This is a genomic window from Neobacillus paridis, assembly GCF_016765675.1.
GTDB lineage: Bacteria > Bacillota > Bacilli > Bacillales > Cytobacillaceae > Neobacillus > Neobacillus paridis.
Window position 1 is genome coordinate 1 of record NZ_JAESWB010000319.1, and the last position, 26,307, is coordinate 26,307.

22 protein-coding genes and 1 pseudogene are annotated in these 26,307 nt (G+C 39.2%); 12 read left to right on the forward strand and 11 right to left on the reverse strand.

From position 1 onward, the window contains the following. Nucleotides 1–256 precede the first annotated feature (256 nt). The gene (locus tag JK635_RS19160) at nucleotides 257–1,984 is read right to left on the reverse strand and encodes an IS1634 family transposase (protein ID WP_202655544.1); all 1,728 of its coding nucleotides are present in this window, start codon (nucleotides 1,982–1,984) and stop codon (nucleotides 257–259) included. Between the two features lie 619 nt (nucleotides 1,985–2,603). On the opposite strand from JK635_RS19160, the gene JK635_RS19165 reads away from it, so the two are divergent. From JK635_RS19165 to JK635_RS19185, 5 genes are all read left to right on the forward strand, one after another. Beyond that, entirely contained in the window at nucleotides 2,604–3,911 is a 1,308-nt protein-coding gene (locus JK635_RS19165) for a hemolysin family protein (RefSeq protein ID WP_202655545.1), read from the forward strand. A gap of 487 nt (nucleotides 3,912–4,398) precedes the next feature. After that, on the forward strand, nucleotides 4,399–5,751 hold the full coding sequence (locus JK635_RS19170) for a hemolysin family protein (protein WP_202655546.1): 1,353 nt from the start codon (nucleotides 4,399–4,401) through the stop codon (nucleotides 5,749–5,751). 304 nt (nucleotides 5,752–6,055) lie between these two features. Next, a complete protein-coding gene (locus JK635_RS19175) occupies nucleotides 6,056–6,751 on the forward strand; it encodes an AtpZ/AtpI family protein (protein WP_202655547.1) in 696 nt (231 codons plus the stop codon). Between the two features lie 130 nt (nucleotides 6,752–6,881). Then, complete coding sequence (locus tag JK635_RS19180) at nucleotides 6,882–8,138, forward strand: DUF445 domain-containing protein (RefSeq protein ID WP_202655548.1); 1,257 nt, start codon at nucleotides 6,882–6,884, stop codon at nucleotides 8,136–8,138. A gap of 168 nt (nucleotides 8,139–8,306) precedes the next feature. Further along, nucleotides 8,307–8,672 carry a cytochrome-c oxidase gene (locus JK635_RS19185; protein ID WP_202655549.1) on the forward strand — a complete coding sequence of 122 codons (366 nt, stop codon included), beginning with the start codon at nucleotides 8,307–8,309 and terminating at the stop codon, nucleotides 8,670–8,672. 95 nt (nucleotides 8,673–8,767) lie between these two features. On the opposite strand, the gene JK635_RS19190 is transcribed toward JK635_RS19185, so the two are convergent. Both JK635_RS19190 and JK635_RS19195 read right to left on the reverse strand, forming a co-directional pair. Continuing rightward, entirely contained in the window at nucleotides 8,768–9,586 is an 819-nt protein-coding gene (locus JK635_RS19190) for a 5'-nucleotidase, lipoprotein e(P4) family (RefSeq protein WP_202655550.1), read from the reverse strand. Between the two features lie 93 nt (nucleotides 9,587–9,679). Further along, nucleotides 9,680–11,080: an amino acid permease gene (locus tag JK635_RS19195; protein WP_202655551.1), complete on the reverse strand. Its 1,401-nt coding sequence runs from the start codon at nucleotides 11,078–11,080 to the stop codon at nucleotides 9,680–9,682. A gap of 199 nt (nucleotides 11,081–11,279) precedes the next feature. Here JK635_RS19195 and JK635_RS19200 point away from each other — a divergent pair, with 199 nt between their 5' ends. Both JK635_RS19200 and ald read left to right on the forward strand, forming a co-directional pair. Then, nucleotides 11,280–12,527 (forward strand): PucR family transcriptional regulator, encoded by a 1,248-nt coding sequence (locus tag JK635_RS19200; RefSeq protein WP_202655552.1) that lies wholly within the window; start codon nucleotides 11,280–11,282, stop codon nucleotides 12,525–12,527. Nucleotides 12,528–12,640: 113 nt separating this feature from the next. Further along, the gene (gene ald / locus JK635_RS19205) at nucleotides 12,641–13,777 is read left to right on the forward strand and encodes an alanine dehydrogenase (RefSeq protein ID WP_202655553.1); all 1,137 of its coding nucleotides are present in this window, start codon (nucleotides 12,641–12,643) and stop codon (nucleotides 13,775–13,777) included. 45 nt (nucleotides 13,778–13,822) lie between these two features. On the opposite strand, the gene JK635_RS19210 is transcribed toward ald, so the two are convergent. Together JK635_RS19210 and JK635_RS19215 are read right to left on the reverse strand one after the other, a co-directional pair. Next, nucleotides 13,823–15,241: a SpoVR family protein gene (locus JK635_RS19210; RefSeq protein WP_202655554.1), complete on the reverse strand. Its 1,419-nt coding sequence runs from the start codon at nucleotides 15,239–15,241 to the stop codon at nucleotides 13,823–13,825. Between the two features lie 133 nt (nucleotides 15,242–15,374). Continuing rightward, a complete protein-coding gene (locus JK635_RS19215) occupies nucleotides 15,375–16,385 on the reverse strand; it encodes a M14 family zinc carboxypeptidase (RefSeq protein WP_202655555.1) in 1,011 nt (336 codons plus the stop codon). Nucleotides 16,386–16,522: 137 nt separating this feature from the next. Here JK635_RS19215 and JK635_RS19220 point away from each other — a divergent pair, with 137 nt between their 5' ends. Beyond that, the gene (locus JK635_RS19220; protein WP_202655556.1) at nucleotides 16,523–16,777 is read left to right on the forward strand and encodes a YhdB family protein; all 255 of its coding nucleotides are present in this window, start codon (nucleotides 16,523–16,525) and stop codon (nucleotides 16,775–16,777) included. A 150-nt stretch (nucleotides 16,778–16,927) separates the two neighbouring features. On the opposite strand, the pseudogene JK635_RS19225 reads toward JK635_RS19220, so the two are convergent. Then, nucleotides 16,928–18,568, reverse strand: a pseudogene (locus JK635_RS19225) (phospho-sugar mutase); the annotation flags it as partial. A gap of 181 nt (nucleotides 18,569–18,749) precedes the next feature. Then, the gene (locus JK635_RS19230) at nucleotides 18,750–19,148 is read right to left on the reverse strand and encodes a YhcU family protein (protein ID WP_202655558.1); all 399 of its coding nucleotides are present in this window, start codon (nucleotides 19,146–19,148) and stop codon (nucleotides 18,750–18,752) included. 111 nt (nucleotides 19,149–19,259) lie between these two features. Here JK635_RS19230 and JK635_RS19235 point away from each other — a divergent pair, with 111 nt between their 5' ends. Further along, on the forward strand, nucleotides 19,260–20,180 hold the full coding sequence (locus tag JK635_RS19235; protein WP_202655559.1) for an RluA family pseudouridine synthase: 921 nt from the start codon (nucleotides 19,260–19,262) through the stop codon (nucleotides 20,178–20,180). Nucleotides 20,181–20,218: 38 nt separating this feature from the next. Here JK635_RS19235 and JK635_RS19240 read toward each other — a convergent pair whose 3' ends face one another. After that, nucleotides 20,219–20,473, reverse strand: coding sequence for a GlsB/YeaQ/YmgE family stress response membrane protein (locus JK635_RS19240; protein WP_202655560.1), 255 nt, complete (start codon nucleotides 20,471–20,473; stop codon nucleotides 20,219–20,221). Nucleotides 20,474–20,786: 313 nt separating this feature from the next. On the opposite strand from JK635_RS19240, the gene JK635_RS19245 reads away from it, so the two are divergent. Further along, a complete protein-coding gene (locus JK635_RS19245; protein ID WP_202655561.1) occupies nucleotides 20,787–21,404 on the forward strand; it encodes a DUF47 domain-containing protein in 618 nt (205 codons plus the stop codon). Nucleotides 21,405–21,415: 11 nt separating this feature from the next. Further along, complete coding sequence (locus JK635_RS19250; RefSeq protein ID WP_202655562.1) at nucleotides 21,416–22,417, forward strand: inorganic phosphate transporter; 1,002 nt, start codon at nucleotides 21,416–21,418, stop codon at nucleotides 22,415–22,417. Between the two features lie 51 nt (nucleotides 22,418–22,468). Here the strand turns inward: JK635_RS19250 and deoC are convergent, their stop codons facing one another. From deoC to JK635_RS19265, 3 genes are all read right to left on the reverse strand, one after another. Continuing rightward, nucleotides 22,469–23,143, reverse strand: coding sequence for a deoxyribose-phosphate aldolase (gene deoC / locus JK635_RS19255; protein WP_202655563.1), 675 nt, complete (start codon nucleotides 23,141–23,143; stop codon nucleotides 22,469–22,471). Between the two features lie 179 nt (nucleotides 23,144–23,322). After that, on the reverse strand, nucleotides 23,323–23,643 hold the full coding sequence (locus JK635_RS19260) for a hypothetical protein (protein ID WP_202655564.1): 321 nt from the start codon (nucleotides 23,641–23,643) through the stop codon (nucleotides 23,323–23,325). Nucleotides 23,644–23,820: 177 nt separating this feature from the next. Beyond that, nucleotides 23,821–24,831, reverse strand: a complete 1,011-nt coding sequence (locus JK635_RS19265; RefSeq protein WP_368857107.1) for a DUF1646 family protein — start codon at nucleotides 24,829–24,831, stop codon at nucleotides 23,821–23,823. A gap of 204 nt (nucleotides 24,832–25,035) precedes the next feature. Between JK635_RS19265 and JK635_RS19270 the strand changes: the two genes are divergently transcribed. Continuing rightward, on the forward strand, nucleotides 25,036–26,295 hold the full coding sequence (locus JK635_RS19270; protein WP_202655565.1) for an ATP-binding protein: 1,260 nt from the start codon (nucleotides 25,036–25,038) through the stop codon (nucleotides 26,293–26,295). Nucleotides 26,296–26,307 lie beyond the last annotated feature (12 nt).

The following is a 26,307-nucleotide window of genomic DNA, read 5'->3' on the forward strand; positions in this document are numbered from 1 at the left end:
AAGCATTAAAAGAGTTGGCCGGTTTTTAAAAAAGACAAATTTTCTATCAAGAGAGCACTCTAAATAAGTGAATCCGCTTTCACTTCTGTGGGGATAAAAAAACTGCCCACAAATACTTGACTCAAACGAGAAAACCAGCGGATTTGCTAAACAGATCATTTTTTGAAATAATCTCAAGTTTGACAGTTAAAACCACAAGAATGCTGTAATGACAGGCTTTCTTGTGGTTTTTTGGTGTCAAAAAATGCGTACTTTTTTAGGCTTTGGTTTGTTTTAAAATTTTTTTTATTCTTTTTTGCTCGATGATCTCCGTATCTGTTCGAAACCCAAACACATCATGCAGTTTATCGGTCAATTCCGTTCGTGTGTAGGTGGGAATATAGCCTTCCCCGGTGTATTCCAGTACGTTCATGTTCCGCAAGGTTTGAATGATCTCTGGACAGGTAAAGGATTCATCCAGTTTTTTCTCTAAAATGCGATAGACCAATAGAGAGAGGAAGCACGTTAGAAAGTGCGCTTTGATTCGTTCACCCTTTCGAACAAAGACAGGCCTGGAGCGCATTTCACTTTTTAAAATCCGGAAGGTTTCTTCGATTTCCCAACGTCGCTGGTTGATCTGGATAATCTCCTCCACCGTGCTTTCCAGATTGGTACACACGCCATAAAACCCATCATACATGGATTCTTTCTTAATTTGATCCTCATTTAGCGTATGGCTTGCTTTTTCCGCGATTTCTCCATCCGGGGTGACATGTGTGGTTTGAATCAATCGCGCGGGGTCATTCGCTCTTTTTTTCTCTAAGTGGGTTGGTTTTTCCATTTTCTTGATGGCCCGCTCAATCTGTTTTTCCCGAATGCTTTGGTGGTATCGTTTATATTTCGGGGAAAACGTGACGACCAAGCGTTGTTCCAACCCGTTTTCATGGATCCAACGTTCTTTATAATACGTTTGGTTGTCCTTCTCCAGATCCAGCTGCTGCAAATGGATCTTTTTCTTTGTCCCTTTTCCTTCCTTGGAACGGTCTGCAAGGATCCACCCTTGTGGATCCAGGGCCCATTCTTTCAAATGTTTCTTTAACTGCTTGATGGATTGAGTAGTCACGAACGCCCGGTTTCCCATGGAATTATACAAGCGATTTTCATGAGAAGATAGGCCGGCGTCGGTACAGACCACAAATCTGGAGAGTTCAAAATCTTTCATGATTCTTTTTTCCAATGGTTTCAGGGTTGGCTGTTCGTTTTGGTTTCCCGGGTTTATCGCGAACGCGAGAGGCAGCCCGGCACCGTCCATAAACAGTCCCATCTGCACAATCGGGTTGGGCCGGTGTTCTTTCGATACGCCATACTGCTTGAGGCCATCAGCCTCTTCGATTTCAAAGTAAAAATTCGTGCAATCATAATACAGAATGGATGTGTTTCGATCGGCAATATTCAAACTATTCTTATAGACGGCTTCTTCGATCCTATCCGATTCTTCCGCGAGAACGTCCAGGGCGCGATAAATGTGTTGAGCTTCCACCGAATGAGGTTCCAGTAACTCATTCGCCCGTTCAAAGGTTCCTTTTTTTGAAGCCGGGTGTAAGACTCTCATGTAGATTAAACGGGAAAGAATCGTATTCAAATCAAACGAAAAAGCCCGTTTTCTCGAAATCTGCTGGCAAATGGCATCGAGTTTCAACTGATGGTAGATGGATTGCAAGAAGAGGTAGCCCACATTAAACGAACGCTGTGCCTCTTTTGGGATTACTTTATTTGGATCATAGGCCACCATGATTTTTGCCTTTTTCTGTTTCTCTTCTTCCGTTAATTTCCTGGCATAGCTCTTGGCCCATTCCAGGGGATCCACGCCGGGATGTTTTCGTTGAATATCCTCCCGGTTCCCCAATGCTTCCACCACTTTGGTGGTTCGTTTCTTGTTTTTATAAACATCTTTAATCACAAAATACGATTCTGAATTCTTGGAACGGCTGACTTTTATCCGCATACTCTAGAACCCCCGAAAATGGCTATTATTATAACTATTATAACATATTACGAAATGTTACGAAATAATAAACTGAAAAATTTGACAAAAAAATAAAGCCCTATCAAGGCTTTTGCGTGTTTTTTTGGATTTTAAGTGTCAAACTCCCGAATCCGCTTTCACTTCTGTGGGGATAAAAAAACTGCCCACAAATACTTGACTCAAACAAGAAAACCAGCGGATTTGCTAAACAGATCATTTTTTGAAATAATAAATAAAGAAAAGCGCAAGTGCCTTGGTCATCGCCGTACAAACTCCTCGAAAAAGCTAACGCTTTTCCTTCGTGCGATGTTGATTCTGACGAAGCGTCCCTTGTGGTGGGGCTTCGACTGAGATAAAGGAAACACGATGCTCCTGCGCCAAGGGAGATTCGAGGAAGCAATGTTCAGCTCGTCGCAAAGCTACATGATGTTTTTTCATTGAAGCTGCTTTGTTGACTTATCGTAGGGAGGAGACCTGAAGTTTGCTAGGCGATAGGCGCTGGAGCTGGACAGTATAAAGAAAAAATAACGGTACACTACTGATTCAATCAGTAATCTTGTAAGTGAGGTGGCATGTCTTACCGATTGTAAGGCGACCGATGGTTTGGATGAATGTTTTAGTTATAGCGATTTTGATTGCCTTTACAGCATTTTTTGTTGCTTCGGAATTTGCGATTGTAAGGGTACGAACAACCAGAATTGATCAATTAATCTCCGAAGGAAATAAAAATGCGGAGGCCGCTAAGAGAGTGATTTCCAATATGGACGGCTACCTGTCAGCTACACAGGTGGGGATTACCGTCACATCATTAATTTTGGGATGGCGGGGTGAATCTACTGTCCGCGAGCTTTTAAATCCAATTTTTGATTGGATTCAGATGCCTTTTTCGATTAAGCAGATCATCTCCACTTTCTTAGCATTTGCAATCATTACCTTTTTCAATGTTGTCATTGGGGAATTGGCTCCAAAAACTTTTGCGATTCAAAAGGCGGAAGAAATTATCTTACGAATTGCCAAGCCGCTTACTTGGTTTTATCGCATTATGTATCCTTTTATTTGGATTCTAAATCACTCTGCCCGATTTGTGACGGGACTATTCGGTATTAGACCAGCATCGGAAAATGACATCGTGATGTCTGAGGAAGAACTGCGGATGATCCTCTCACAAAGTTATGAGAGCGGAGAAATTAATCAATCCGAATATAGCTATATGAATAACATTTTTGAATTTGATGACCGAGTTGCCAAAGAAATTATGGTTCCAAGAACTGAGGTGGTTACCCTTTCCATCGATGCCACTTTAGATGAAATTCTTGACACGATAAAAGAAGAAAAATATACCCGATACCCGGTTATTGATGGTGACAAGGATAATATTTTAGGAATTGCCAATATGAAGGAAGTATTAACAGATTGTATTAAACAAAAAAACTTAGAGAAAGAACCGCTAAAAAATTACATTAAGCCTGTCATTCATGTGATTGAAACAATTCCAATCAAAGAATTATTAATCAAGCTGCAAAAGAACCGCTCTCACATGGCGATTCTTTCTGATGAATATGGCGGTACCGCCGGAATCGTGACGGTTGAAGATATTTTGGAAGAAATTGTTGGTGAAATTCGCGATGAATTTGATGTTGATGAACTTCCGCTGATTCAAAAGGTGGGCGAGAATCACTTTATTTTAGATGGCAAAGTCCTAATCAGTGAAGTAAATGATCTCTTGGGGACTACGCTTGAAGAGGAGGATGTCGACACTATTGGAGGCTGGTTTTTAACACAAAAGTTTGATGTTCATCAGGGAGATTCCCTTGAAAGAGAGGGGTTTATTTTTCAAATCACGGAAATCGAAGGGCATCATATCCTATATATAGATGTAACGAAAACAAATGCGTCTCCTCAATAAGGAGACGTATTTGTTTGTATTTATTTTGCAAAGAGTTAGAGCCATGTATATGTCACTGTTAGATTACCATTCGATTCCTTCTCACCCCAGCAATCATGTGATGATCCTGATCTGCACAGATCGTCTTTCTTTTTCGAATTATTTTCATATCTACAACAAATACTCCATAAAATGTAGAAAATGGCACTTACACACTAACTAGTTTGACTGTAGCGTTTATTTCTTTTATAATAAAAGTTAATTTATATTTTTATATTTTTGTTGAGGTGGTCAGATAGACCAATTAGATTGAAATCAATAAATCACTGGGCAGCTGAACTGTTTTGTGACTGGTAAGACATGTTTAGCTACCTCTGAAACGCAAGGGTTTGTCGCTTTTTGCAATTCTAGTTTTCTTACAATCTCTGACAAAGTATTAAATTAATTTTTTAAATTACCGGGAGGTGAACCCTTCCCCGTCTTTAACAACCGGGCTAAGGGAACTTATTTGGACATATTTAACTTGGTTTTAATAGCCATTTTAATCGCATTAACAGCATTTTTTGTGACTTCTGAATTTGCAATTGTCAAAATTAGAAGTTCAAGAATTGACCAGTTAATCGAGGAAGGAAATTCGAAGGCAATTTCCGTAAAAAAGGTCATTTCAAACCTGGATGAATACTTGTCGGCTTGTCAACTTGGTATTACAATTACCGCTTTAGGTTTAGGGTGGATCGGAGAATCAACCATTGAGCATCTTCTTGATCCTGTTTTTCGTCAATTGAACATTCCCGACAATGCTGTAATTTTATTATCTGTCTCCATTGCTTTTGCGACGATTACCTTTTTACATGTTGTTGTTGGCGAACTTGCACCGAAAACACTAGCCATTCAAAAGGCCGAATGGATCACTCTAAATGTATCAAAACCGCTGATTCTGTTTTACAAAATGATGTATCCATTTATTTGGGTATTGAATGGATCGGCCAGGATTGTATCTCGTCTTTTTGGATTAAAGCCAGTATCGGAAAATGAAATTGCCCATACGGAAGAAGAGCTTCGAATTATCCTGTCGGAAAGTTATAAAAGTGGCGAAATAAACCAATCAGAGTTTAAGTATGTAAATAAAATCTTTGATTTTGATGATCGAATCGCCAAAGAAATTATGGTTCCGCGGACAGAAATCGTCTCATTGTCCAAGGACGACACACTCGAATCTTTTCTTAAGGTGATTCGTGAAGAAAAATTTACACGCTACCCGATTATCGATGGAGATAAAGATCATATTATTGGGGTTATCAATATTAAAGAAATCATGACCGACTTAATTGGCAATGAAAAGTTGACAGCGAAAACTCTGGAAACCTATATTCGACCAATTATTAGAGTGATCGAAACGATCCCGATTCATGATTTACTCGTTAAAATGCAAAAAGAAAGAATGCACATGGCCGTGTTAATGGATGAATATGGCGGTACTTCCGGACTTGTTACCGTTGAAGATATTTTAGAGGAAATTGTCGGTGAAATCCGTGATGAGTTTGATATGGATGAAATTCCTGAAGTCCGCAAAATTAAAGATAATCATTATATTATTGACTCCAAAGTATTAGTCAGTGAAGTTAATGAGTTATTAGGCGTCGAAATTAATGATGAAGATGTTGATACGATTGGCGGTTGGATCTTAACAGAAAATTACGAGGCCAAAGAAGGCGACATCATTTATCATGACTCCTATGCATTTAAAATTATTGAAATGGATGAACATCATTTAAAATATATTGAAGTAACAAAAATAGCCAGCGATGATGACTCAGCAGTACAACAAATAACGCTGCAAAAATCAGAGGCACTCTCGTAAATTGAATTCGTATCTGAATATATAATATATCGAGACCCGGTTCAAGATTGACCTGGTCTCTTTTCATTTCTTGCTTTTGGAGTGCTTACAGAAAGATTTACGATAACTAGGAAACTCTTTTGCCAAAATTAATATCGAGTTCACCCACACTAATAATTAAAATTCATTATTCCCTTAAACATGGTTCAGAAAATTAAAATTAATCGACTGTTTATATTACAATAATGGAAATTTATGTGTATAATATAGTTGAGAGGGAAGATTGGTATTCCTAAGGGAGATGGTGTAAAGGAGGCTGGTTTTTATGAAAGCCCTTTCCTTTAGCGTAGCTTTTGCAATCACTTTTGTTATATGTGTTTATGGCGGCTTTAAACTTGGCAGCAGCTTGGATGATAGGTTTGTTTCCTCCCCCATTTTCACTGTTATCGGAGCGCTTCTGGGAATTGGCACAGCTTCCGTCATTAGCTATTTCGTGATTTACAAACATCTGAAAGCCACAAAGGTTAAAGAGATTGACAATAAACAACTTGCAGTTAGTAAGGAAACGACAGCGAAACAACATTACCCCATTATTGATGTCAGCATTGACGAGGTTCGTCAAGCGATTCGAAAATTTTCCGACCAATTGCCTAATGGCGTTTATCGAACCATCCTGGTTAAAGAGGACCATAGTATCGACTTCAATCAATTAGCGCCCATTCTCGGGGGAATCCCAGCAAAAAAATTCTACATGTCAAAAGAAACCTATGATATTTTTGAAGAAAATGAAAAACATATTCCTCCCGCAATGGACATGGTTCAGAAAGCTGTCGATCAATATGTAAAAGAACATAAAGAATATCCGATATTAGATTTTGATCCAGAGCGCAGGGTAAATTATTATCAGCTTACCCAAGAGAAATTTCTCAAAAAGGCACCGGATATTCAATTTTATATTACTGATATGGATGGACTCATCACCCATATCAAACCGAAGCGGAAAAACACTTCTCGTTATTGAGGAGTGTTTTTTTTACATATACAGCCATTTCTATTTGTGAAATTACGTGTTTTTCGATATATTAGTTCTTGAATTATCTTTTTTCTCAAGAAGAATATCAGTATTATTATAGCAAACGAGGAGTTTTAAGATGGATAAACCGAAAAAAAATTTGCGTCATTTGGCAACGATCTCCCTTGCAATCATGGCAGCCGGTTTTCTAATAACCATTTTTTTAGAGCCATCCATATGGAAAACGATCCTACAGGGGGGTTTTGAAGCAGGACTTGTTGGGGGACTTGCCGACTGGTTTGCGGTAACCGCGCTATTTCGACATCCGCTGGGTGTACCTATCCCGCATACAGCGCTTTTACCAAAGAACCGGGAGAAGATTACTGCAAAAATAATTTCAATGATTGAAAATGACTGGCTGACAAAGGAAAGTATTCGTGAAAAAATAAACACGTTCCGGATTACTGACAAACTTTTTGGCTTATTGGAAAGGGAAATTCCCTCCGATCCTGTGAAAAAAAACATAATGAACGTGATTCAACATTTTATTAAAACCATGAATGTTAAAAAATTCGCACCTGTGATTGAAAAAGAACTTAAGTTGCGGCTAACCAAAATCGAGATTAAACACTATTTACCGATATTAATTGAGCAAATTAAGTTACGCAAATATGATGAAAAAGCACTTGATTTTATCCTCGAAGAAATTGATGAATGGGCAAAAAAAGATAGTACAAAGCTCCGCCTTGGTGGAATGGCCGTTGAAATGATTGAAAATATTAAAGCAGACGGTTTCATGCAATTTGCCTTACGGTCATTTAGCAGCCTGGTCAATGAAGAAAAATTGGGCAGTATCATTCAAAATCTCATTGTCAAAGGGGTCGACAGCTTCCGTGACCCCTATAATCAAAACCGGCTGACATTGCTGATGCATATCAATCAAAAGCTGCAGGACTTAAAGAACGATGAAAAAGTGTATGATGAGCTTGAGCGTTTCAGAACACACATCATCAATAGCTGGCAAGCAGAGGAGAAAATTACCAAGTTGTTGACAGAAATACAGGAAAAGGCGTTGGTTTTAACCTCAGCACCTGATTTTTACGAAAAATATATCCTGCCATTTATCACTAATAATCTGGAGCAGCTTAAAGCAGACGAAGACAAGGTCAATCAAATGGAAGCATGGCTGAAGAAACAAATTGCCAGCTTTGTTGATCAAAACCATTCAAAAATTGGAACCCTTGTAAGGGAAAATTTAGATAAGTTAGATACAAAGACACTCACTGAAATGATTGAAACCAATGTTGGTAATGACCTGCAATGGATCCGAGTAAACGGGGCTGTATGCGGCTTTTTAATCGGCCTCGTTCTGGTAGGAATAAAGGCGCTATTCTAATAACTCGACCGGAAGACCTTCAGAAAAGAAGGTCTTCTTACATTTATTATTCCACAATATTCTTCATAAAAAATCCTTTCTCGTCCTTATAAATCAAAGTTCTACTTTATAAAGAGCCCTCATAATTAGTACTGTAGGCATAATTTTGATCTATAAGGAGGCTGGCAAATGGGCGTTAGGTTCATTAAAATTTCCGTTTGTTACTTTGTCATTGGGGTGTGTTTTGGAATGTACATGTCAATGACAGAAAAATTTACCTTTACCCCTGTACACGTCCACGTAAATTTATTAGGATGGACGGCGATGACCCTTGCCGGATTGATCTATGTGGCATTCCCAAGGGCAGCTGAAACAGCCCTGGCAAAAATTCATTTTTGGATTCACAATATTGCCCTGCCTGTTATGATGATTGGTCTTGCTTTATTAGTTTCCGGTGTGTCAGCTGCCGGCCCTGCCGTAGCCATCGGAGGAACGGCCATGGTCTTGGGTGTGATTATTTTCGCAATTAATATTCTTGTTAATGTAAGAAACTAAAACCACTGTCCTATTAATGATTATTTTTTATCATCCGCTTCTTGCTTCTCGCCAAAAATGCTGCCGTCATACTGCCGCAGCATTTTTGGTATTTTTTACGGCTCATAGGTTTGCAGATGATCTCTCCTGATCTTTTCTATTTCTTGCCAAGGCTTCTTCAAGTTAAAATCATAAATGGCTCCCTCCCAATCCCCATACATTGGGTTCGGAAATACAATCAATTTTTTTCCAAATTCCTCTTTCAATTTATTGACTGTTTCTAATCTTCCCCTATCTGTCAGACCATCAAAACCGCTGAAATCCCCTAAATTATCGCCAAATAATAACAAAATATCATGAGTTTTCGCCACCTGTTGGCGCCGGTTTTCCTTCCCATTTTCGCTTTCCTGCTGCAGCAGCACATGGTTTGCATCCGCTTGCGGTACTCCAACTTTTTGCAGATTTTTAATTGTCGATTCCTTCGCGGCCTCCTGACGGTTTGAAATATAAAAAATTTCAACTCCTTTTGAGTCGGCATAGCGTAAGAAATCAAGTGCGCCTGGCAGCAGTTTGGCATCAGCCCGTTTAATCCATTTGCTCCAATCACGCGGGTCCCCCTTTCCATTGACAACATAAGAAGCCTGATGGGGACTGTTATCAAGGATCGTTTCATCAATATCGAGAACGATCGCTGGCTTTAAAGCACGATTATACTGCTTTTTACGAAGTATTTCATCCAGCCTCATTTTTCCGATGTTATAGCCTTGAAAATACAATGCTTTTGCTTCTCCGGAATTTTGGAACCAAAGAATCGACATTGTATTTTGTTCATAAAGACGTGTCGGCGGTTTCGTAATGGTTTCCGCGTAACCACTACTGGCGGAAAAGAGCAGTATTAATCCGGCAGCAGAAACCGAAATTATTAATTTTTTCATCACTTTTACCTCCTGTTCATTTTTATATTGTTAGTATGTGAAAAACGCATAAAAAAATGAGACCCTTAATGGGTCCCATACTTCAGTCTGTATTTAACTGGCCTTTTGTTTAACTGACGTTTGCCGGTGTTCTTTTTTATGAAATCCCTTGCCGTAATAAAAAGCAACCAGAAGACATAACCATAGCGGTCCAACCAAAAGGGCAACTCTTGTATCAGGGCTGTAAGCCATAACCCCAATTACAAACACAAGAAAGGCTAACGAAAAATACGAGGTATATGGAAAAAACGGCATTTTATAGTTTAAACGTTTTACATCTTCAGGGTTTAATCCCTTTCGATAACGGATCTGCGACAGTAAAATGATCCCCCATGTCCAGATAGCACCAAAGGTCGCGATACTTGTCACCCAAGTAAAAACCTTGGCCGGCACAACGTAATTCAACAGCACACCTAACAATAAAGCGGCAGCAGATGCCAATACGGCAAAGCCGGGAACTCCGGATTTGGTTACTTTAGCAAATCTTTTGGGAGCCTCGCCATGTTCCGCAAGGTCAAATAACATTCGGGCTGTACTGAAGATTCCACTGTTACAGGAAGACAATGCAGCAGTCAGCACAACAAAGTTGATGATGCCGGCAGCACGTTTGATTCCGATTTTTTCAAAGGTCAGAACAAAAGGACTTCCTTTTGTTCCAATTTCCGCCCATGGGTAAATGGACAAAATGACAAATAATGCACCTACATAAAAAATCAAAATCCGCCAAAACACCGTATCAATCGCCCGTGATAATGATTTTTCCGGATTTTTAACCTCTCCAGCCGTTACCCCGATCATTTCGATTCCCAGATAAGCAAACATTACCATTTGTAAGGACAATAAAATACCTTTGGCCCCATTAGGAAACAATCCTCGATGATTCCATAAGTTACTGATACCAGTTGCGGTACCGCCGTTCCCAAAGCCGAAGAAAATCATCGCAGCACCAACAATGATCATGGCCACAATGGTTACAATTTTAATCAGTGCAAACCAAAATTCTAATTCACCATAAGCCTTAACGGCAATTATATTCACCGTTGTCATAATGATTAAAGCGGCTAATGCCCAAATCCATCGTGGCGTGGATGGGAACCAATACTCCATATAAATGCCCACTGCGGTAATTTCCGCCATACAAGTTACAACCCATAAAAACCAATAATTCCAGCCGGTAATATAGCCCGCCAACGGTCCTAAATATTCCCTTGCATAGGTGCTGAACGACCCGGCAACTGGTTTTTGAATGGCCATTTCGCCCAGTGCTCTCATGATAAAAAACATAATCATTCCGCAAAAGGCATAACCTAACAGTATCCCCGGCCCCGCCATTTTAATAGCAGTTGCTGACCCGAGAAATAAGCCCACACCGATTGCTGCCCCCAATGACATTAACGTGATATGCCTTTCTTCCAATCCGCGCTGAAGTTCGTCTTCCTGACTCTGTTGATTCATGTTTACACTCTCCAATGGTCCTGTATTTACTGAAAATTGATAATTAAAAGACCTAAAATTATTTTAACATTGTTTTATGTTATTTTTGAATAATATTTTGTAAAAAAACATGAAATACAACTATTTTTTTTGTAAAATTAAACAAAGAAGGTTTTACCTTTATATTTGTCTTCCTTTTCTTTAGATGGGGGTAATTCATATGAATTATAGTTTAAATGATCCTTTTAAAATGGATTTTGAAAGTTTGGAAGAATTGGCTGAGATGATTAGCCAAGTGTTGGAATGCCCAGTCACCATTGAGGACGCCAATCATCGCCTGCTTGCCTATAGCACCCATGATGAGCGAACGGATCCGGCGCGAATTGCCACAATAATAGGACGCAGGGTCCCCGAAAAGGTAATTAATCAGTTATGGAAGGAAGGGACCATTCCTGCCCTGCTGTCAACGAAAGAACCGATTCGTGTCAAAAATATGGACGAAATCGGTCTTGGTCATCGGGTAGCCGTATCAATTTGGAAGCAAGAGGAAGTATTGGGGTTTATTTGGGTAATTGAAATTGATAAAACCCTAACGGAAGAAGAGTATTCGCTGTTAAAGAAGGCGGCTGAATCTGCCAAAAATAAATTGCTGCAGCTTCAGACACGGAAAAATAAGAAAGAGGAGCGGTCTCAAGAATTCTTTTGGAAGCTGTTAACAGGGCATTTAGCTAATCATGAAGAAATCACAGGTAATTTTCACTCCCTGCAAATAACACCTGCCTCTTCCTATTCCTTGCTTGTTTTTCAATTTAAGCATAATATTTCGGGTAAGATAGAGCAAAATATTTCCTATTTGCTCACGACCAATCAGCGTTTTAAAATTATGCTTTATACCATTGACAGCAATCAATTGATATTACTTGTTTCGGCAGACAATATACGCCATACATTTGAAGAACTAAACTATTTTGTCCGCCAATTTGTCTTTAATATGAGTGAACGCTACGGGGTAAATGAGATCACTCCGGTTTATAGCAGTATTTATTATGACTATGGAAAAATAAAGCATGCCTATCATGAATCATTAGAGGTATTATCGATTAAGGAAAAGTTTCCAGAAGAAACCAAAGACATTCATACATATCAAAAGTTGGGAATTTACCAATTCTTTGATATCCTTCTGCAGAAACGAAAAAGTAACGATTTTGAAAATTATTCATTGAAATTACTTTATCAATACGACCAAAAACATAACAGCAATCTGATTGAGACGCTCGACGTATTTTTAACTAAAGATGCGAACATCAACGATGCCGCAAAAGAACTAAATGTACATGCCAATACTTTAAATTATCGGTTAAAAAGAATTGCGGAAATTGGCGAAGTCGATTTTAAAGATCCGAATCAAAAAATATCCCTTTATATTGACTTGAAGTTAAGGAAGTATCAGAATATGCAGCATTTGTGAAAATTTCCAAAAACACCGAAAATATTTCTTCAATCTTAACAAAGAAATTCCTTGACAAACGTTTTATACTTGACCTATGGGAGAAAAAACTTTATATAAGGGGCGAATTAAAAATGTTGATTGGCGTACCAAAAGAAATTAAAAACAATGAAAACCGTGTTGCTTTAACACCTGCCGGCGTACTTTCATTTGTAAATGCCGGACATACTGTATTAGTGGAAAAAGGGGCAGGTGGTGGAAGCGGTTTTGCCGATGAAGACTATGTTAAGGCTGGGGCCGAAATGATTGATACTGCTGATACCGTGTGGAAAAAAGCAGAAATGATTATGAAGGTTAAAGAACCTCTCGACAGCGAGTATCAATACTTCCGTCCAGGATTAATTCTGTTTACCTATTTACATCTGGCTGCTGAGCCTGAACTTGCCAAAGCACTTAAAGATAAAGGTGTTATTGCTATTGCCTACGAAACTGTTTCAGTAAACAGAACCCTTCCTTTATTAACACCGATGAGTGAGGTAGCCGGACGGATGGCGGCGCAAATTGGTGCGCAATTTTTACAAAAGAATAACGGGGGACAAGGAATTCTGCTTGCCGGCGTTCCTGGTGTTAACCGCGGTAAAGTAACCATTATTGGCGGTGGAATCGTTGGTACAAATGCTGCAAAAATGGCTGTTGGCTTAGGTGCTGATGTTACGATCATCGATTTAAGTGCGGACCGTCTGCGCCAGCTTGATGACATTTTCGGACATCAGGTAAAAACGTTAATGTCTAACCCTTATAACATTGCCGAAGCAGTAAAAGAAGCGGATCTTTTAATTGGTGCCGTTCTTATTCCAGGGGCCAAAGCTCCTAAGCTTGTTACGGAAGAAATGGTTAAAACCATGAAACCTGGTTCCGTAATTGTCGATGTTGCGATAGATCAAGGTGGCATTGTTGAAACAAGCGATCACGTTACAACACATGATAATCCAACTTTTGTAAAGCATGGTGTGATTCACTACTCTGTCGCTAATATGCCTGGGGCTGTTCCACGGACATCGACGATCGCTCTTACGAATGTGACTGTCCCATATGCATTGCAAATTGCCAACAAAGGTGTTTACAAAGCGGTCATCGAAAATCCTTCCTTACAGCTAGGGGTTAACGTTGCCGCCGGAGAAATCACCTATGAAGCGGTTGCACGTGATCTTGGCTATACCTATGTACCTGTAGAGGATGCATTAAGAAAAGTAACTTCTGAAGTAAAATAATGTTATTGAATCAAAGGCAGCTATCCATCTAGCTGCCTTTTCTTATTACAAATATTTCCGATGAACTCCCTTGCCATCGTATGAAAATAGCATCGTTCTATCCTCAATCATTGTTTCCAAATGCACGGGCCTGCCCCACAGCTGATAAATATAGGGCATGACCTTTTCAAGATATTTTACGTCCAATTCTACCCCTTCATACCAATGCTTCAAATATAATTCGCCATTTCTCAGATAGTCGCCGTCATTGACCGTAATGTAGGGAAACCCGCCGTTCACCCGCATGTTTACTAATTGATCACGGACATGCTCCCAATCTTTATCAACAATTTTATAATCCCTTCCCTGCTTTTGGAAAAGATACATATCCTCCCTAAAAACAAGCTCCTTTGTTAAATAATTTCTCAAGAAAGAAATGTCGGATTCAATTTCTCGTACTTCGAAGATTTTTTCCCTGCCGGAATTGGGTTCAACTCCCCGTTTTTTCATTTCTTCTGTTGGATTGTTATACCGTTCCTCAATATCTTCAAAAATCTTCAATCCAAGATAATAAGGATTGATTCCGGTTTTCGAAGGCTGCACGACTCCGGCATTTAATTTTGCAAATTCAATCGCCTCACCACTCGTCAAATTCATTTCTCGTAAAATACGTTGATGCCAGTATGATGCCCAGCCTTCATTCATGATTTTCGTTTCCAGCTGCGGCCAAAAATAAAGCATTTCTTCCCGCATCATCGTGAGAATATCGCGTTGCCAATCCTCCAATTCTCTGCTGTATGTTTCAATAAACAGCAATAAATCCTTTTCCGGTTTTGGCGGAAATTTCTTTTTCTTTACTGGTTTTGTTCTGCTCTTATTCTTTTTGTTTTCATCCAAATTCCATAAATCATCATATGGTGTTGGTAAACGCTTTTCTTCCTCTTCCTCCTCATCATCCTCGATTGACCATGCTAGTTTAGGACGCATAAGCGACGGATCAATATGTTCGTCAATCGCCAGCACGGCATCAAGGAAGGACTCAACTTCTCTTTTTCCATATTGAATTTCATATTGATGAATCCGGTCAGCTGTGGCAGCCATGCTTTCAACCATATCCCGTTTTGTATTCTGAAAGCGGACATTATTTTTGAAGAAATCACAATGAGCCAAGACGTGTGCAACGATCAGTTTGTTCTGGATTAACGAGTTGGAATCCAATAAAAAGGCATAGCATGGATTAGAGTTAATGACCAGTTCATAAATTTTACTTAAGCCGAGATCATAATGAAGCTTCATTTTATGGAATTGTTTACCAAAACTCCAATGCGAAAACCGGGTAGGCATACCATAGGCACCAAATGTGTAAATAATTTCGGCAGGACAAATTTCATAACGCATTGGATAGAAATCCAGGCCAAAACCACTGGCAATTTCCGTTATTTCGCTAATGGCAAATTCAAGTGCCCTGCGTTCTTCCTCATTCATCAGCCAATCCCCCCTTTTCCTCTTACCACAATGTATGAAGAAAAAGCAGGAATGATGAAACAAGATAAAGTGAAACTTCCATCAGTGGGGATTTTCTTCCCCCACTGATGGTTTGTTAAGGCGGAAAAAACAATTAGCGATAATGGATCTTTGTAAAAGAGTCAGTCGGAATCTTCCTTGCCTCTTTGGCAAGCTTTAGGCCAACCAATTTATTTCTGTTCCATTCATTTTTAAAAATGCTTAGCGGCGGGCTTGTTTCCCCGACAAGATAACTAATTTCGATGGTCAGTGCCGGACGGCGATAAGTAGTAATAAACCAGTCGGTAAAACCGCCGCCGGTTGCCTCCTTCTCCGGCTTTGCCAATTTGTAGCCAGTCAGTTTTGCGATTTTTCTGGCGATCCAATAGTCGCGAAATAGATAACGCCCATTTTTGTAGTTCCAAAAGAGCTCCCGGCCAGCTGAATGGTAGGAGACAGCAACCGCTGGATTTATTTCTCCGATAAAGTTTGTTAATGCCTGAACTTCCACCGCTTCCAGCGGCTTTTTTCCTTTATAGGATTTATAATATGGTGTTAATGGGTCCTTCGGAAGCTGATCCCAATCTGCGGGATATTGTCGATTTAAATCAATTCCGTTGCCATTGGCTTTCCAGCGTTTAAAATTTTGACATCCATCATTCATTTCTTGCAGATGGATTTGATGCTTGAGGGGAAATGTTGCCAATTGATGTTGCTGAATGATAACACCATCCGGATTTAACATCGGTACAAACCAAATAGCCGTCTCGTTTAGAATCGCGGTTGACTGTGAGCTGACACTTTCTTTTTTTTCATAGGCGTCTGCATATGTTTCCAGCATTTTCATCAGCAGCATACTTGTCAGCCATTCACGGCCATGATGGGCGCCAACCAGCAAGATTGTTTTTTTTCCTTGTCCAAGCTTGATTCCCCATATTTCCCGGCCAAACTCGGACTTGCCAATCGATGTTACCGTTAAAACGTTGCTATATTTATTTTCTAGTTCAAGTACATCATTGGTTAAATTGTTATATGAATACGGCTTAGTTGTTTCGACTATCGCCGCAGCAGCGTGTTTGTTACATAAGAAACAGCATACCAGTAAAAGAGCAAGATACTTTCCCATAAACCCCTCTTTGTTTTTAAAAATAAACAGGTAAATGTTGATAAGCGCTGTATGATCGGGCGTCCAACATTTTCTGCGTGTGTTCTCGTTAAAACGTCATACAATAATCACAACTCCTAATAAGGAGGAGAATATAAATGAACAAAATGGATTATGACCGGGCGTTATTTTATACGCACCGTTCCGAATGGGACAATTTATTGATTTTAATGGTGCGGACCACTGACCATTTTCTTTCGAAAAAAATAGAACATTTCCTGCATGCCTATAATTTTGAACGTGACTACGCTGTTATTGAGCAAAAATTATATAATCTGCTTCGTTACATCGACCATGCAAACGAGACGCTTGATGAGGAAATAAATGAGATGCCGATGTATAGTCTTTCCTGAAATCACAAGTGGATACATTTTAAGTGAAAAGATTTTTTCCAACCGGACAAAAGAATTCCACCAAAAAAGCACGGGATTTCAATTTTTTGAAATGCCGTGCTTGCTCAGTTTAAACTTATTTCATTTTTTCATCAACCAAGGCCATAAANTCACACCAAAATAAAATTTGACTTTCGGTTCAGTGCCGGAAGGTCTTAGACAAACCCATGAACCGTCCTCAAAAATGTATTTCAACACATTTGAATGTGGCAAATTAATTTTCTCTTGGCGATTCAAGGTTGTTCTAACTCCTGATAAATAATCTTCCGTCGCCACCGTTTTCAGCGAACCTAATTGACTTAACGGTTCAGAACGGAAAGAAGCTAAAATACGTTGGATTTTTTCTGCCCCTTCCTTGCCTTTCAGAGTCAAGGAGCGAAGGCCTTCCAAATAATATCCATACTTTTCAAATAGCTGCATTAAGCCGTCATAAAGGGACATCCCTTGATTTTTATAATAGGCACATACTTCTGCAGCTAAAAGAGCGGCTTGAAGGGCATCTTTATCACGGACAAAATCGCCAATTAGATAACCGTATGATTCCTCATAACCAAATAAGAATTGGTGGTCACCGCTGGCATGATATTCTTTAATTTTTTCCCCAATAAACTTAAAGCCGGTCAGAACATCAACCGTTTCTAACTGGTATGCAGAAGCAATGGTTCTTCCCAGTTCAGAGGTGACAATCGTTTTTAAAACGACCCCATTCTGCGGGAGTGTTCCTTTCTCCTTTTTCTGGGAAAGAAGATAATCGAGCAATAACGCCCCTGTCTGATTCCCGGTTAGAACTACGTATTCACCTTCATGATTTGGTACCGCTATCCCCAAGCGGTCAGCATCAGGATCGGTTGCGATTAAAATATCAGCCTCTGTCTTTTGGCCGTCACGAATGGCTAATTCAAAAGCGGCATGTTCCTCGGGATTAGGGCTTTTTACAGTTGAAAAATTCGGATCCGGAAGTTCCTGTTCTTTGACAACTGTGACATTTTTAAACCCGAAAGCGGTCAGCGCAGCACGCAAAGGCTTATTAGAAGTACCATGTAAGGGAGTAAACACAATGTTAATATTTGTTTCTTTTGCCAAACTTGGGTTTACTGAAATGGTTTTTAATTTTTCTATATAGGCTTGATCAATCTCCTGGCCAATCGTCTTAATTAGGCCATGCGAACGGAGCTTTTCTTCATTTTCAACGTTAATTAATAATTCATTTTCAATTTCGTTGACTTTTTGTATTAATTCATCAGCAGCCCTGGGAGTTAGTTGACCGCCATCTGAACCGTATACCTTATATCCGTTATATTCAGGTGGATTATGGCTGGCAGTAACGACAATTCCAGCAAATGCCTGCAAATACCTTAAAGCAAAAGACAATTCTGGGGTTGGCCTGAGTTCATCAAATAGATAAGTTTGAATTCCAGAAGTCGCCAATGTTTTGGCTGCTTCCAAGGCAAACTCCGGTGATTTATGGCGTGAATCATAGGCGATCACAACCCCCCGCTGTTTTGCCTCTGCCCCAAATTTTTCTATATAGGCAGCCAGGCCAGCAGATGCTTTACGAACTGTATAAATGTTCATTCGGTTTGTCCCTGCACCAATTTCACCGCGCATGCCCCCGGTACCAAATTCTAAATTCTTATAAAAGGCCTCCTCAAGATATTTTTCATCATCCTTAAACGCTTCGAGCTGGTGCCGTAATTCTGGCTCTAATCCCGCGAATTCCATCCAGCTTTTTGCAGCTGTTCTCCAGTCCATGATTAAAATTCCCTCCAATGTTTATGTACTGTGTTATTCATTTTAACTTCTATTCTTATTCTATTACCCCTGCTAGAATTTCGTAAAATTAACCGACAATTTTTGCAGAATAAGAATACTTTCAATCCTATATAATTTTATCAAAATCCATGAATAAAAAAAGAAGCCAAAATCGGCTTTTTTAAATAAGCAGTTCATTATCTGCCTTTGAATATATACTTAAAGTCATTTTGTTGATGTTTTTAACAGTTTCAAACTGTTCAAACTCAAAAGGAAAATACAAGCCGAAATCATTGAGAGTGGCCGCATTTTTGTTGAATAAGGCGGAATAACGCTTATCCAAATAAGGCAGCTCAAGAATCGAAATAACAGTTTGAATACTTGTCATCACTTCAAAAGCATCCTTTAATGTACCAATTTCTTCAAACTTTTTCTGGGAAGTATATAATACTTTAAGTTTTTCGAACCGTTTGATCTCATGGTCGCTAAAATATTGCGGAAAAACATTTGAATAAAGATACCTCACTAGTTCACATATCTCTTGCTCCTGACTTGGTGTCGAAGCCCATACAATTTTCATTTAAAACCCCACCCTTGCCCTCGCTTTTTCTGTCATTATATATATAATTAAGAATAACATAACAAAACCCTCTGCTAGGGTGGTAATTAGTGGGATTCTAAAGGAGAATTTATGCAACAGACAATGCGTTATGGTGATTGGTACCAATTGATCGTTTTAAATAATTGGGAAGGCAAAACAATTGAACAGATTTTTCGCGATGACTGGAAGGTTTCTAAAAAGATGATTCATTCTTTTCGTACAGACAAAAAAGTACAAGTGAATGGAAAGGAATATAATTGGAATGTACCGCTTTCAGCTCGCTCTAAGCTGCAGCTCCGGTTATTTGAAGAAGAAGAGATCCAAATTGCTCCCCATTTCCAAGAAATTAAGGTGCTTTATGAAGATGACCACTTGGTTGTATTGAATAAACCACCTTTCATGAAAACACATCCGAATGACCCTACCGATACCGATACACTTGTAAATGCTGCTCAATTTCATATGCTGGCAAATGGTGAAGTTCGAAATATCCGGCAAATACATCGTCTCGACCGCGATACCTCGGGTGCCATTTTATTTGCCAAGCATGCTTTAGCTGGTGCAATTTTAGATAGAATGCTGGTTGAACGGAAAATTAAAAGAACTTATTTGGCTCTCGCGCAAGGGATCTTTCAAAAGAAAAAAGGAACCATTGATGCCCCAATCGGCCGGGATCGCCACCATCCAAGCAAAAGAAGGATTTCGCATTCAGGACAAGCGGCAGTTACCCATTACCATGTGATAAAAGAGGATAAACATAACCATTTATCATACGTAAAGTGCTCGCTCGAAACGGGGAGAACACATCAAATCAGGGTTCACCTTAAATCAATTGGACATCCATTAGCCGGGGATATTCTTTATGATGGAAACCCCATTTTCAATCGCCAAGCTCTCCATGCGGTGAAGCTTGAATTTATTCATCCATTTACTCAGGAGGAAATGAAATGTTTGGCGCCATTTCTGGACAACCCGGTGATTTTTAAGAATATTGACCTCGATACACTATAAAAGCCCCCCGGTTAGGGAGGCTTTGCTTTTTGATTTGACTAATCTGCTTTTCTGAAGGCTCTCATAATAAAGCTTAACAAGAGTACCAAAACGGCTGAGCCGATAATTGCCGGAATGATCGCGAAATCCGCAACATTCGGCCCCCAATTTCCTAAAATTGCTGTTCCAAGCCATGCGCCAACAAAACCTGCAATAATATTACCGATAATGCCTCCAGGTATATTTCTTCCAACGATTAGCCCAGCAAGCCAGCCAATTACTCCACCTACAATTAACGACCAAATAAAACTCATTAAGAACACTCCTTCTCTCGAATTTGGTATGACTTCCTAAATTTTCAACCCCACAACTAAGGTGATGAGCTGCCTATACCTTATAAATTTCCCCCATTTTCATTTTTATACTTATGATTTTCCTTAAAATCTCAAATAATAAATTTAACACTTGAGAAGGTAATAATGGATTGTGACGTAAGATAAGATTTTGAAAATTCTAATGTTAAGTTTTTGTAAATTTCCTTGGATTTGTTTCATTTTTCGACATTTATTAGATAAAATAGTTAAGTTGATATGGTGTTATTTATTCGAAAAATGGAGGTACCTTATTATGGCATTTAAAAAACAAGATAAATTTTCGAATTTACTTAGTAATATTTCGACAAATTTGAAAGAAAGCACCAATTTTTTTACGGACTACAAACTTAAAAACATCAGTGACTTAAAAATTTTTTCCGAAAAAATGAAAGAGTATGAATCAAGTGGGGACACCTTTGTTCATGAAATCATAAAGGAATTAAATGATGCCTTTATTACGCCAATCGAACGTGAAGACATTCTGCAGCTGGCAATGTGTATGGATGATGTTTTAGATGGACTAGAAGCAACCGCCGCGTTATTTGAAATGTATTCGATTACCCAAGCAGACGAGTTTATGAAAAAATTTGTTGACGCTATCCAAAGCAGTGTGGTTGAAATTGATAAAGCAATTGAACTTTTGTCCAATAAAAAACTGCAGCAGATAAGAGAACATGCGATTAAAATTAAGGATTATGAATCGCAATGTGATAACATTTTGAGACAATCAATCAAAAATATATTTAATGTTGAAAAGGACCCGATTCGGATTATCCAATATAAAGAAATTTATGAAAACCTCGAAGATGTTGCCGATAGCTGTCAAACTGTCGCTAATACTTTAGAAACCATTATTATGAAAAATGCATAAGGAGCAAGACTATGAGCGTTGTACTTATCTTAACCATTTTAATCGTCATCGGTGCTCTCGCATTTGATTTCATTAATGGGTTCCATGACACCGCAAATGCGATTGCAACAGCCGTGTCAACGAAAGCATTAAAGCCGAGACAGGCGATTATGTTAGCAGCATCGATGAATTTCCTTGGCGCATTGACATTCACCGGGGTGGCCAAGACCATTTCAAAGGATATTGTTGATCCATTCCATCTTGAACACGGCTCCGTTGTTATTCTGGCCGCGTTACTTTCAGCGATTGCCTGGAATTTAATTACATGGTATTTCGGTATTCCAAGCAGTTCTTCCCATGCCTTGATCGGGTCGATTGCTGGTGCCGCCATTGCTGCCGAAGGCTTAAATGTCCTGAACTACAGCGGTTTTATCAAAATTATCGAAGCACTTATTCTTTCGCCAATTTTGGCTTTTACCGTAGGTTATATCATTTACAGTATTTTCAAAGTCGTTTTTAAAAATTTCAATCTCACCAAAACGAATCGAAATTTCCGTTTTATCCAAATCGCTACCGCAGCATTGCAGTCATATTCACATGGTACAAATGATGCGCAAAAGTCGATGGGGATTATCACAATGGCGTTAATTGCCAACCAATTTCTTCCTCATAACGCCGATGTACCTTTTTGGGTTCAGTTATCCTGCGCAACAGCAATGGGCTTAGGGACTTCTATCGGCGGCTGGAAAATCATTAAAACAGTTGGTGGAAAAATCATGAAAATCCGCCCCATCAATGGGGTTGCCGCAGATTTAACGGGGGCGGCGATTATTTTTGGTGCTACGTACATTCATTTACCTGTTAGTACCACACATGTAATTTCATCGGGGATCCTTGGCGTAGGAGCCTCCCATCGTCTGAAAGGCGTGAAATGGGATACGGCCCAGCGCATGATTATCACATGGGTTATCACCCTTCCCATCACCGCTTTAATTTCGGCAATTATTTACTTTGTTCTACACTTTTTCTTTTAGTTAACAACAAAAACCAGGGACTTACAGTATCCCTGGTTTTTTGTCATTTTTTTAATACTGGCTGTTGGAAACTTCACCATTACAAATAGCAACACCTGAACTAGCGCCAATTCGGGTTGCCCCAGCCTCTATCATGGCAAGTGCATCTTCACGGCTGCGTACACCACCGGAAGCTTTTACGCCGATATTAGGTCCAACCGTTTGTCGCATCAAACGAATATCCTCTACTGTTGCCCCGCCGGTTGAAAATCCGGTTGAGGTTTTTACATAATCAGCACCAGCTTTTACCGCAAGCTGACATGCCTTTATTTTTTCTGCATCCGTTAGTAGACATGTTTCAATAATAACTTTGACTAACGCTTTCCCTTTTGCTGCTTCAACGACACTGCGAATATCTTTTTCAACTAATTCATCCTGGTTACCCTTTAAAGCACCGATATTGATCACCATATCAATCTCATTTGCGCCATTTTCAATTGCGTTTGTTGTTTCAAACGCCTTTGTTTCCGACGTTGTTGCTCCAAGCGGAAAGCCAATCACCGTACATACCTTCACATTTGGAGTATCAGCAAGCATTTCAGCAGCCGTCTTTACCCATGTAGGATTCACACACACAGATGCAAAGGAATATTCTTTTGCTTCATTTACTAATTTAACAATTTGCTCTTTTGTCGCATCTGCCTTTAATAATGTGTGGTCAATCATGCTGGCAATATTTTGTGTCATCTTTACGACCTCCAAAGTTATCATTCGATAATAATTTCACAAAGTAACTATAACAAACAATGACAAGGTTTCCAAACATTATTTTTGCCATGATCCTTAGAAAGGAAACATCTGGAGGTTTGAATTTTTATCTTTTTGCGTTATTTCTACCTAAAAAAAGAAGCTCCGAAGAACTTCTTTTAGGCCATGAATGAAAGGATCACCTTTTGCGGAATGTCCGTTTTCCCGTCGGCTGTATTCTTAATCCGCTCACAAGAAGGCATCTGATATGAGAATTCTTCAACATTTGGAGGGATGATTCCTTGCTGCTGCAAACGGCGGAATACTGTTTCCATTGCATCATCAGTGGAAAGAGTAGCATCCGAATCCTTTAGTTTTAAGCACTCAACACATGTTTCTATAATATTATCGTCAATCTGCTCTTGCGCAAAAATCAATTTCGCCCCGGTCATTGCTTCAACTTCTTGATTTTCCAATTCAATAATTGTTGTGATGTTCATTTCCCTTACCTCCCCATTTAGATACCTTCATTATAAGAAATTTTCACCATATTCATAGAAGAAAACCGGATATTTCAATATTTATTCATAAGTTATTGACAAATTTCTGTCAAATTTTGCTTTCTTCATTTTTAGTGTTCTTTGAAGGAACTGAAAGGAGTGATCCTCACAGAATTATTAAAAAACAAACAGTACCACAAAATAAACCAACATCGTGATCAGCCCTACCGGTACACCAAAACGAGCCCATTCTTTACTGGTAATATTAAGCTTCCCTGCTGCAATAATATTGGGGATATTTCCAGGGATCAGCATCCCTCCACTAATTAACAACCCAAGTAAAATTGCCCTTATGGTTTCCCCGTCCATTGCCGGACTAATTTCTGCGGCTACTAATGTTGCATTGTCTAGAATGGCGGAAATCATGTTAATCCAATATAATAGCATCGGATGAAGTCCCAGGACGTATTCATTGATTAACGGTTCGAAACCATGTCCTAAGAAGGTTAATCCCATAACAAACAAATAAATTTTTGCCGAGCGAATAACAATTTCTTTATAACTTTCAGTCTTTTGCGCTGACTCTAACCCTTGTGAACCTTCCCGCGGCTTAACAAGGAACATCGCTAAAATGCCAAAGATAACAACAGCCGGAATGACCTCTGCACCAACCAATTTTATTAAGTAAAAGAAATTCTCATTTAATTTACTGACCGTAATCGTTGACAACGGTTCACCAAGCGGTGTCAGTGTAGCCCCCAGACCAATTGAGAAGCATGCGAGTATAGTAAAGCGAATTTCAGATTGGCGGTCCAGCGGAAGGACATTCACGACGATTACCAGAATAATAGCCGCAATAATTGCAGTAATGATGCTTGAAGCCAGTCCTAAAATGATGATCGTCAAAGCGAGAAAAACCCGAGGCGTCAATACTCTGCTGATTGTCAAGATCGATTTTTCCAACGGGACTTGGGCCCATTTCGTAAATAATCCAGCCAACAACACAGCAAGCGTTATTTTAATGGGATCTTGCAGCGCTTTTGTCATTAAATGTTGATCCATTACACCGCTTACAAGCGCAGCCGCTACACCCATAATAAACAGAAAAAGTTCAAGGTTATGTTCGACCGGTTTTACTATAAAGGGTAAAAATAACACTAATGCTAAGATGACGATTAACCCTATCACTGTTATAGCTCCTTTTCGTGCGAATTATGTATATTTTTAAACTATTATAAACCCTTTAGATAGATTTTGCATGTGGCTTTTTCACATGGGATCCTGCAAAAAATAGATGATCTTATTCTTATGACAAAATTGTTGGATTATGTTGTAAGTGGTAGAAAAACAAGGTAATATTTTACTATCATCTCTTATTGGAAGGTGTATTGAGTGGAAATTACTAAACATTTTTTTCAGAATTTTTCCATTATTATTATCTTATTATTTTTCTTTTTAGTTTTTCTTGAAAGACACCCGAATTTGAACCTGCGCAGATTCCCGGTTACTCTAGTTTTCATTGTACTATTATGGAGCTGTATTCAATTCTCCTATCATCCGACTCCTTTTGCCAGATATGATCTAAGGATCATCCCTTTAGTTATTGGTGGTCTTTACTTTGGCATAGCGCCTGTTCTTGTAGGGGCCACAATTGCATTAAGAAGTTTTTATGGAATGGATATCGGTTTTTTTCAAACGGTTATTCTATACGTTCCATTTGCTATAATCGTTTGGCGGGTGCATCCCTGGTTTTTGAAACAAATCCCTTCACGCCGCATAATTATGTCTGTTTCTTTTACCGGTATACTTGGAGCTATAACCGTTTTGGAGATGCGAATAAATGAAACAAAGTCCTACTGGCTTGATGTGGTACTGGCTTACCTTTTTATCCCCGCGATAGGGGTTTTCATTATTGCTTATGCCATCGAGTTTTTCAGAAAAAGTGTCAAAATGCAGCAACAGCTAATTAAGTCAGAAAAGTTAAAGGCCGTTGAACAAATGGGCGCTGCCATTTCTCATGAGATTCGTAACCCGCTTACGGCAGCCAGCGGGTTTGTTCAATTATTACAGGATGATTATCTGCCGCGACAAAAGCGTAAGGAATATTTGTCAATTGTTAAAGATGAACTGCTCTCTGCAGAAAAGGTTATTCAAGATTACTTAACTTTTGCCAAGCCCGATATCGGGAAATTGGAGGAGATAAACGTAAAAAGCGAATTGCGGCAAATAATTAGTATTCTTCAACCATTAGCCAATCAAAATTCGGTTGAAATTTTAACCGATTTTTCAATCATTGGTTATATTAGAGGAGACAAACAAAAATTCCGGCAATGCTTTGTCAATATTATAAAAAATGCAATTGAATCGATGCCAAATGGCGGCCACTTAACGATTTTTACCAAGTTCAGTCAATCTGTGGTAACCATCGTGATTGAAGATACTGGTGAAGGGATGACAAATGAACAACTGGCGCAGCTTGGGGAGCCTTTCTACTCAACAAAGGGTAAAAACGGCACCGGATTAGGATTAATGGTTGTATACGGTATTGTCAGAGCAATGAATGGCACGATTCGGGTTAACAGTGAACTTGGGGCCGGAACATCCTTTCATATTACCTTCCCGACGATTTCCTCTATTCGAAAGAAAAGTTAGAACCGACAGAGT

Excerpts from the sequence above, each read along its gene's own strand:
- JK635_RS19200 (WP_202655552.1), top strand. The coding sequence starts at position 11,280 with ATGAATTATAGTTTAAATGATCCTTTTAAAATGGATTTTGAAAGTTTG.
- JK635_RS19160 (WP_202655544.1), bottom strand. The coding sequence starts at position 1,984 with ATGCGGATAAAAGTCAGCCGTTCCAAGAATTCAGAATCGTATTTTGTG.
- JK635_RS19180 (WP_202655548.1), top strand. The coding sequence starts at position 6,882 with ATGGATAAACCGAAAAAAAATTTGCGTCATTTGGCAACGATCTCCCTT.
- JK635_RS19235 (WP_202655559.1), top strand. The coding sequence starts at position 19,260 with ATGCAACAGACAATGCGTTATGGTGATTGGTACCAATTGATCGTTTTA.
- JK635_RS19240 (WP_202655560.1), bottom strand. The coding sequence starts at position 20,473 with ATGAGTTTTATTTGGTCGTTAATTGTAGGTGGAGTAATTGGCTGGCTT.
- JK635_RS19215 (WP_202655555.1), bottom strand. The coding sequence starts at position 16,385 with ATGGGAAAGTATCTTGCTCTTTTACTGGTATGCTGTTTCTTATGTAAC.
- JK635_RS19230 (WP_202655558.1), bottom strand. The coding sequence starts at position 19,148 with ATGAAAATTGTATGGGCTTCGACACCAAGTCAGGAGCAAGAGATATGT.
- JK635_RS19185 (WP_202655549.1), top strand. The coding sequence starts at position 8,307 with ATGGGCGTTAGGTTCATTAAAATTTCCGTTTGTTACTTTGTCATTGGG.
- JK635_RS19245 (WP_202655561.1), top strand. The coding sequence starts at position 20,787 with ATGGCATTTAAAAAACAAGATAAATTTTCGAATTTACTTAGTAATATT.
- JK635_RS19195 (WP_202655551.1), bottom strand. The coding sequence starts at position 11,080 with ATGAATCAACAGAGTCAGGAAGACGAACTTCAGCGCGGATTGGAAGAA.
- JK635_RS19210 (WP_202655554.1), bottom strand. The coding sequence starts at position 15,241 with ATGAATGAGGAAGAACGCAGGGCACTTGAATTTGCCATTAGCGAAATA.
- deoC (WP_202655563.1), bottom strand. The coding sequence starts at position 23,143 with ATGACACAAAATATTGCCAGCATGATTGACCACACATTATTAAAGGCA.
- JK635_RS19220 (WP_202655556.1), top strand. The coding sequence starts at position 16,523 with ATGAACAAAATGGATTATGACCGGGCGTTATTTTATACGCACCGTTCC.
- JK635_RS19260 (WP_202655564.1), bottom strand. The coding sequence starts at position 23,643 with ATGAACATCACAACAATTATTGAATTGGAAAATCAAGAAGTTGAAGCA.
- JK635_RS19165 (WP_202655545.1), top strand. The coding sequence starts at position 2,604 with ATGGTTTGGATGAATGTTTTAGTTATAGCGATTTTGATTGCCTTTACA.
- ald (WP_202655553.1), top strand. The coding sequence starts at position 12,641 with ATGTTGATTGGCGTACCAAAAGAAATTAAAAACAATGAAAACCGTGTT.
- JK635_RS19175 (WP_202655547.1), top strand. The coding sequence starts at position 6,056 with ATGAAAGCCCTTTCCTTTAGCGTAGCTTTTGCAATCACTTTTGTTATA.
- JK635_RS19190 (WP_202655550.1), bottom strand. The coding sequence starts at position 9,586 with ATGAAAAAATTAATAATTTCGGTTTCTGCTGCCGGATTAATACTGCTC.
- JK635_RS19250 (WP_202655562.1), top strand. The coding sequence starts at position 21,416 with ATGAGCGTTGTACTTATCTTAACCATTTTAATCGTCATCGGTGCTCTC.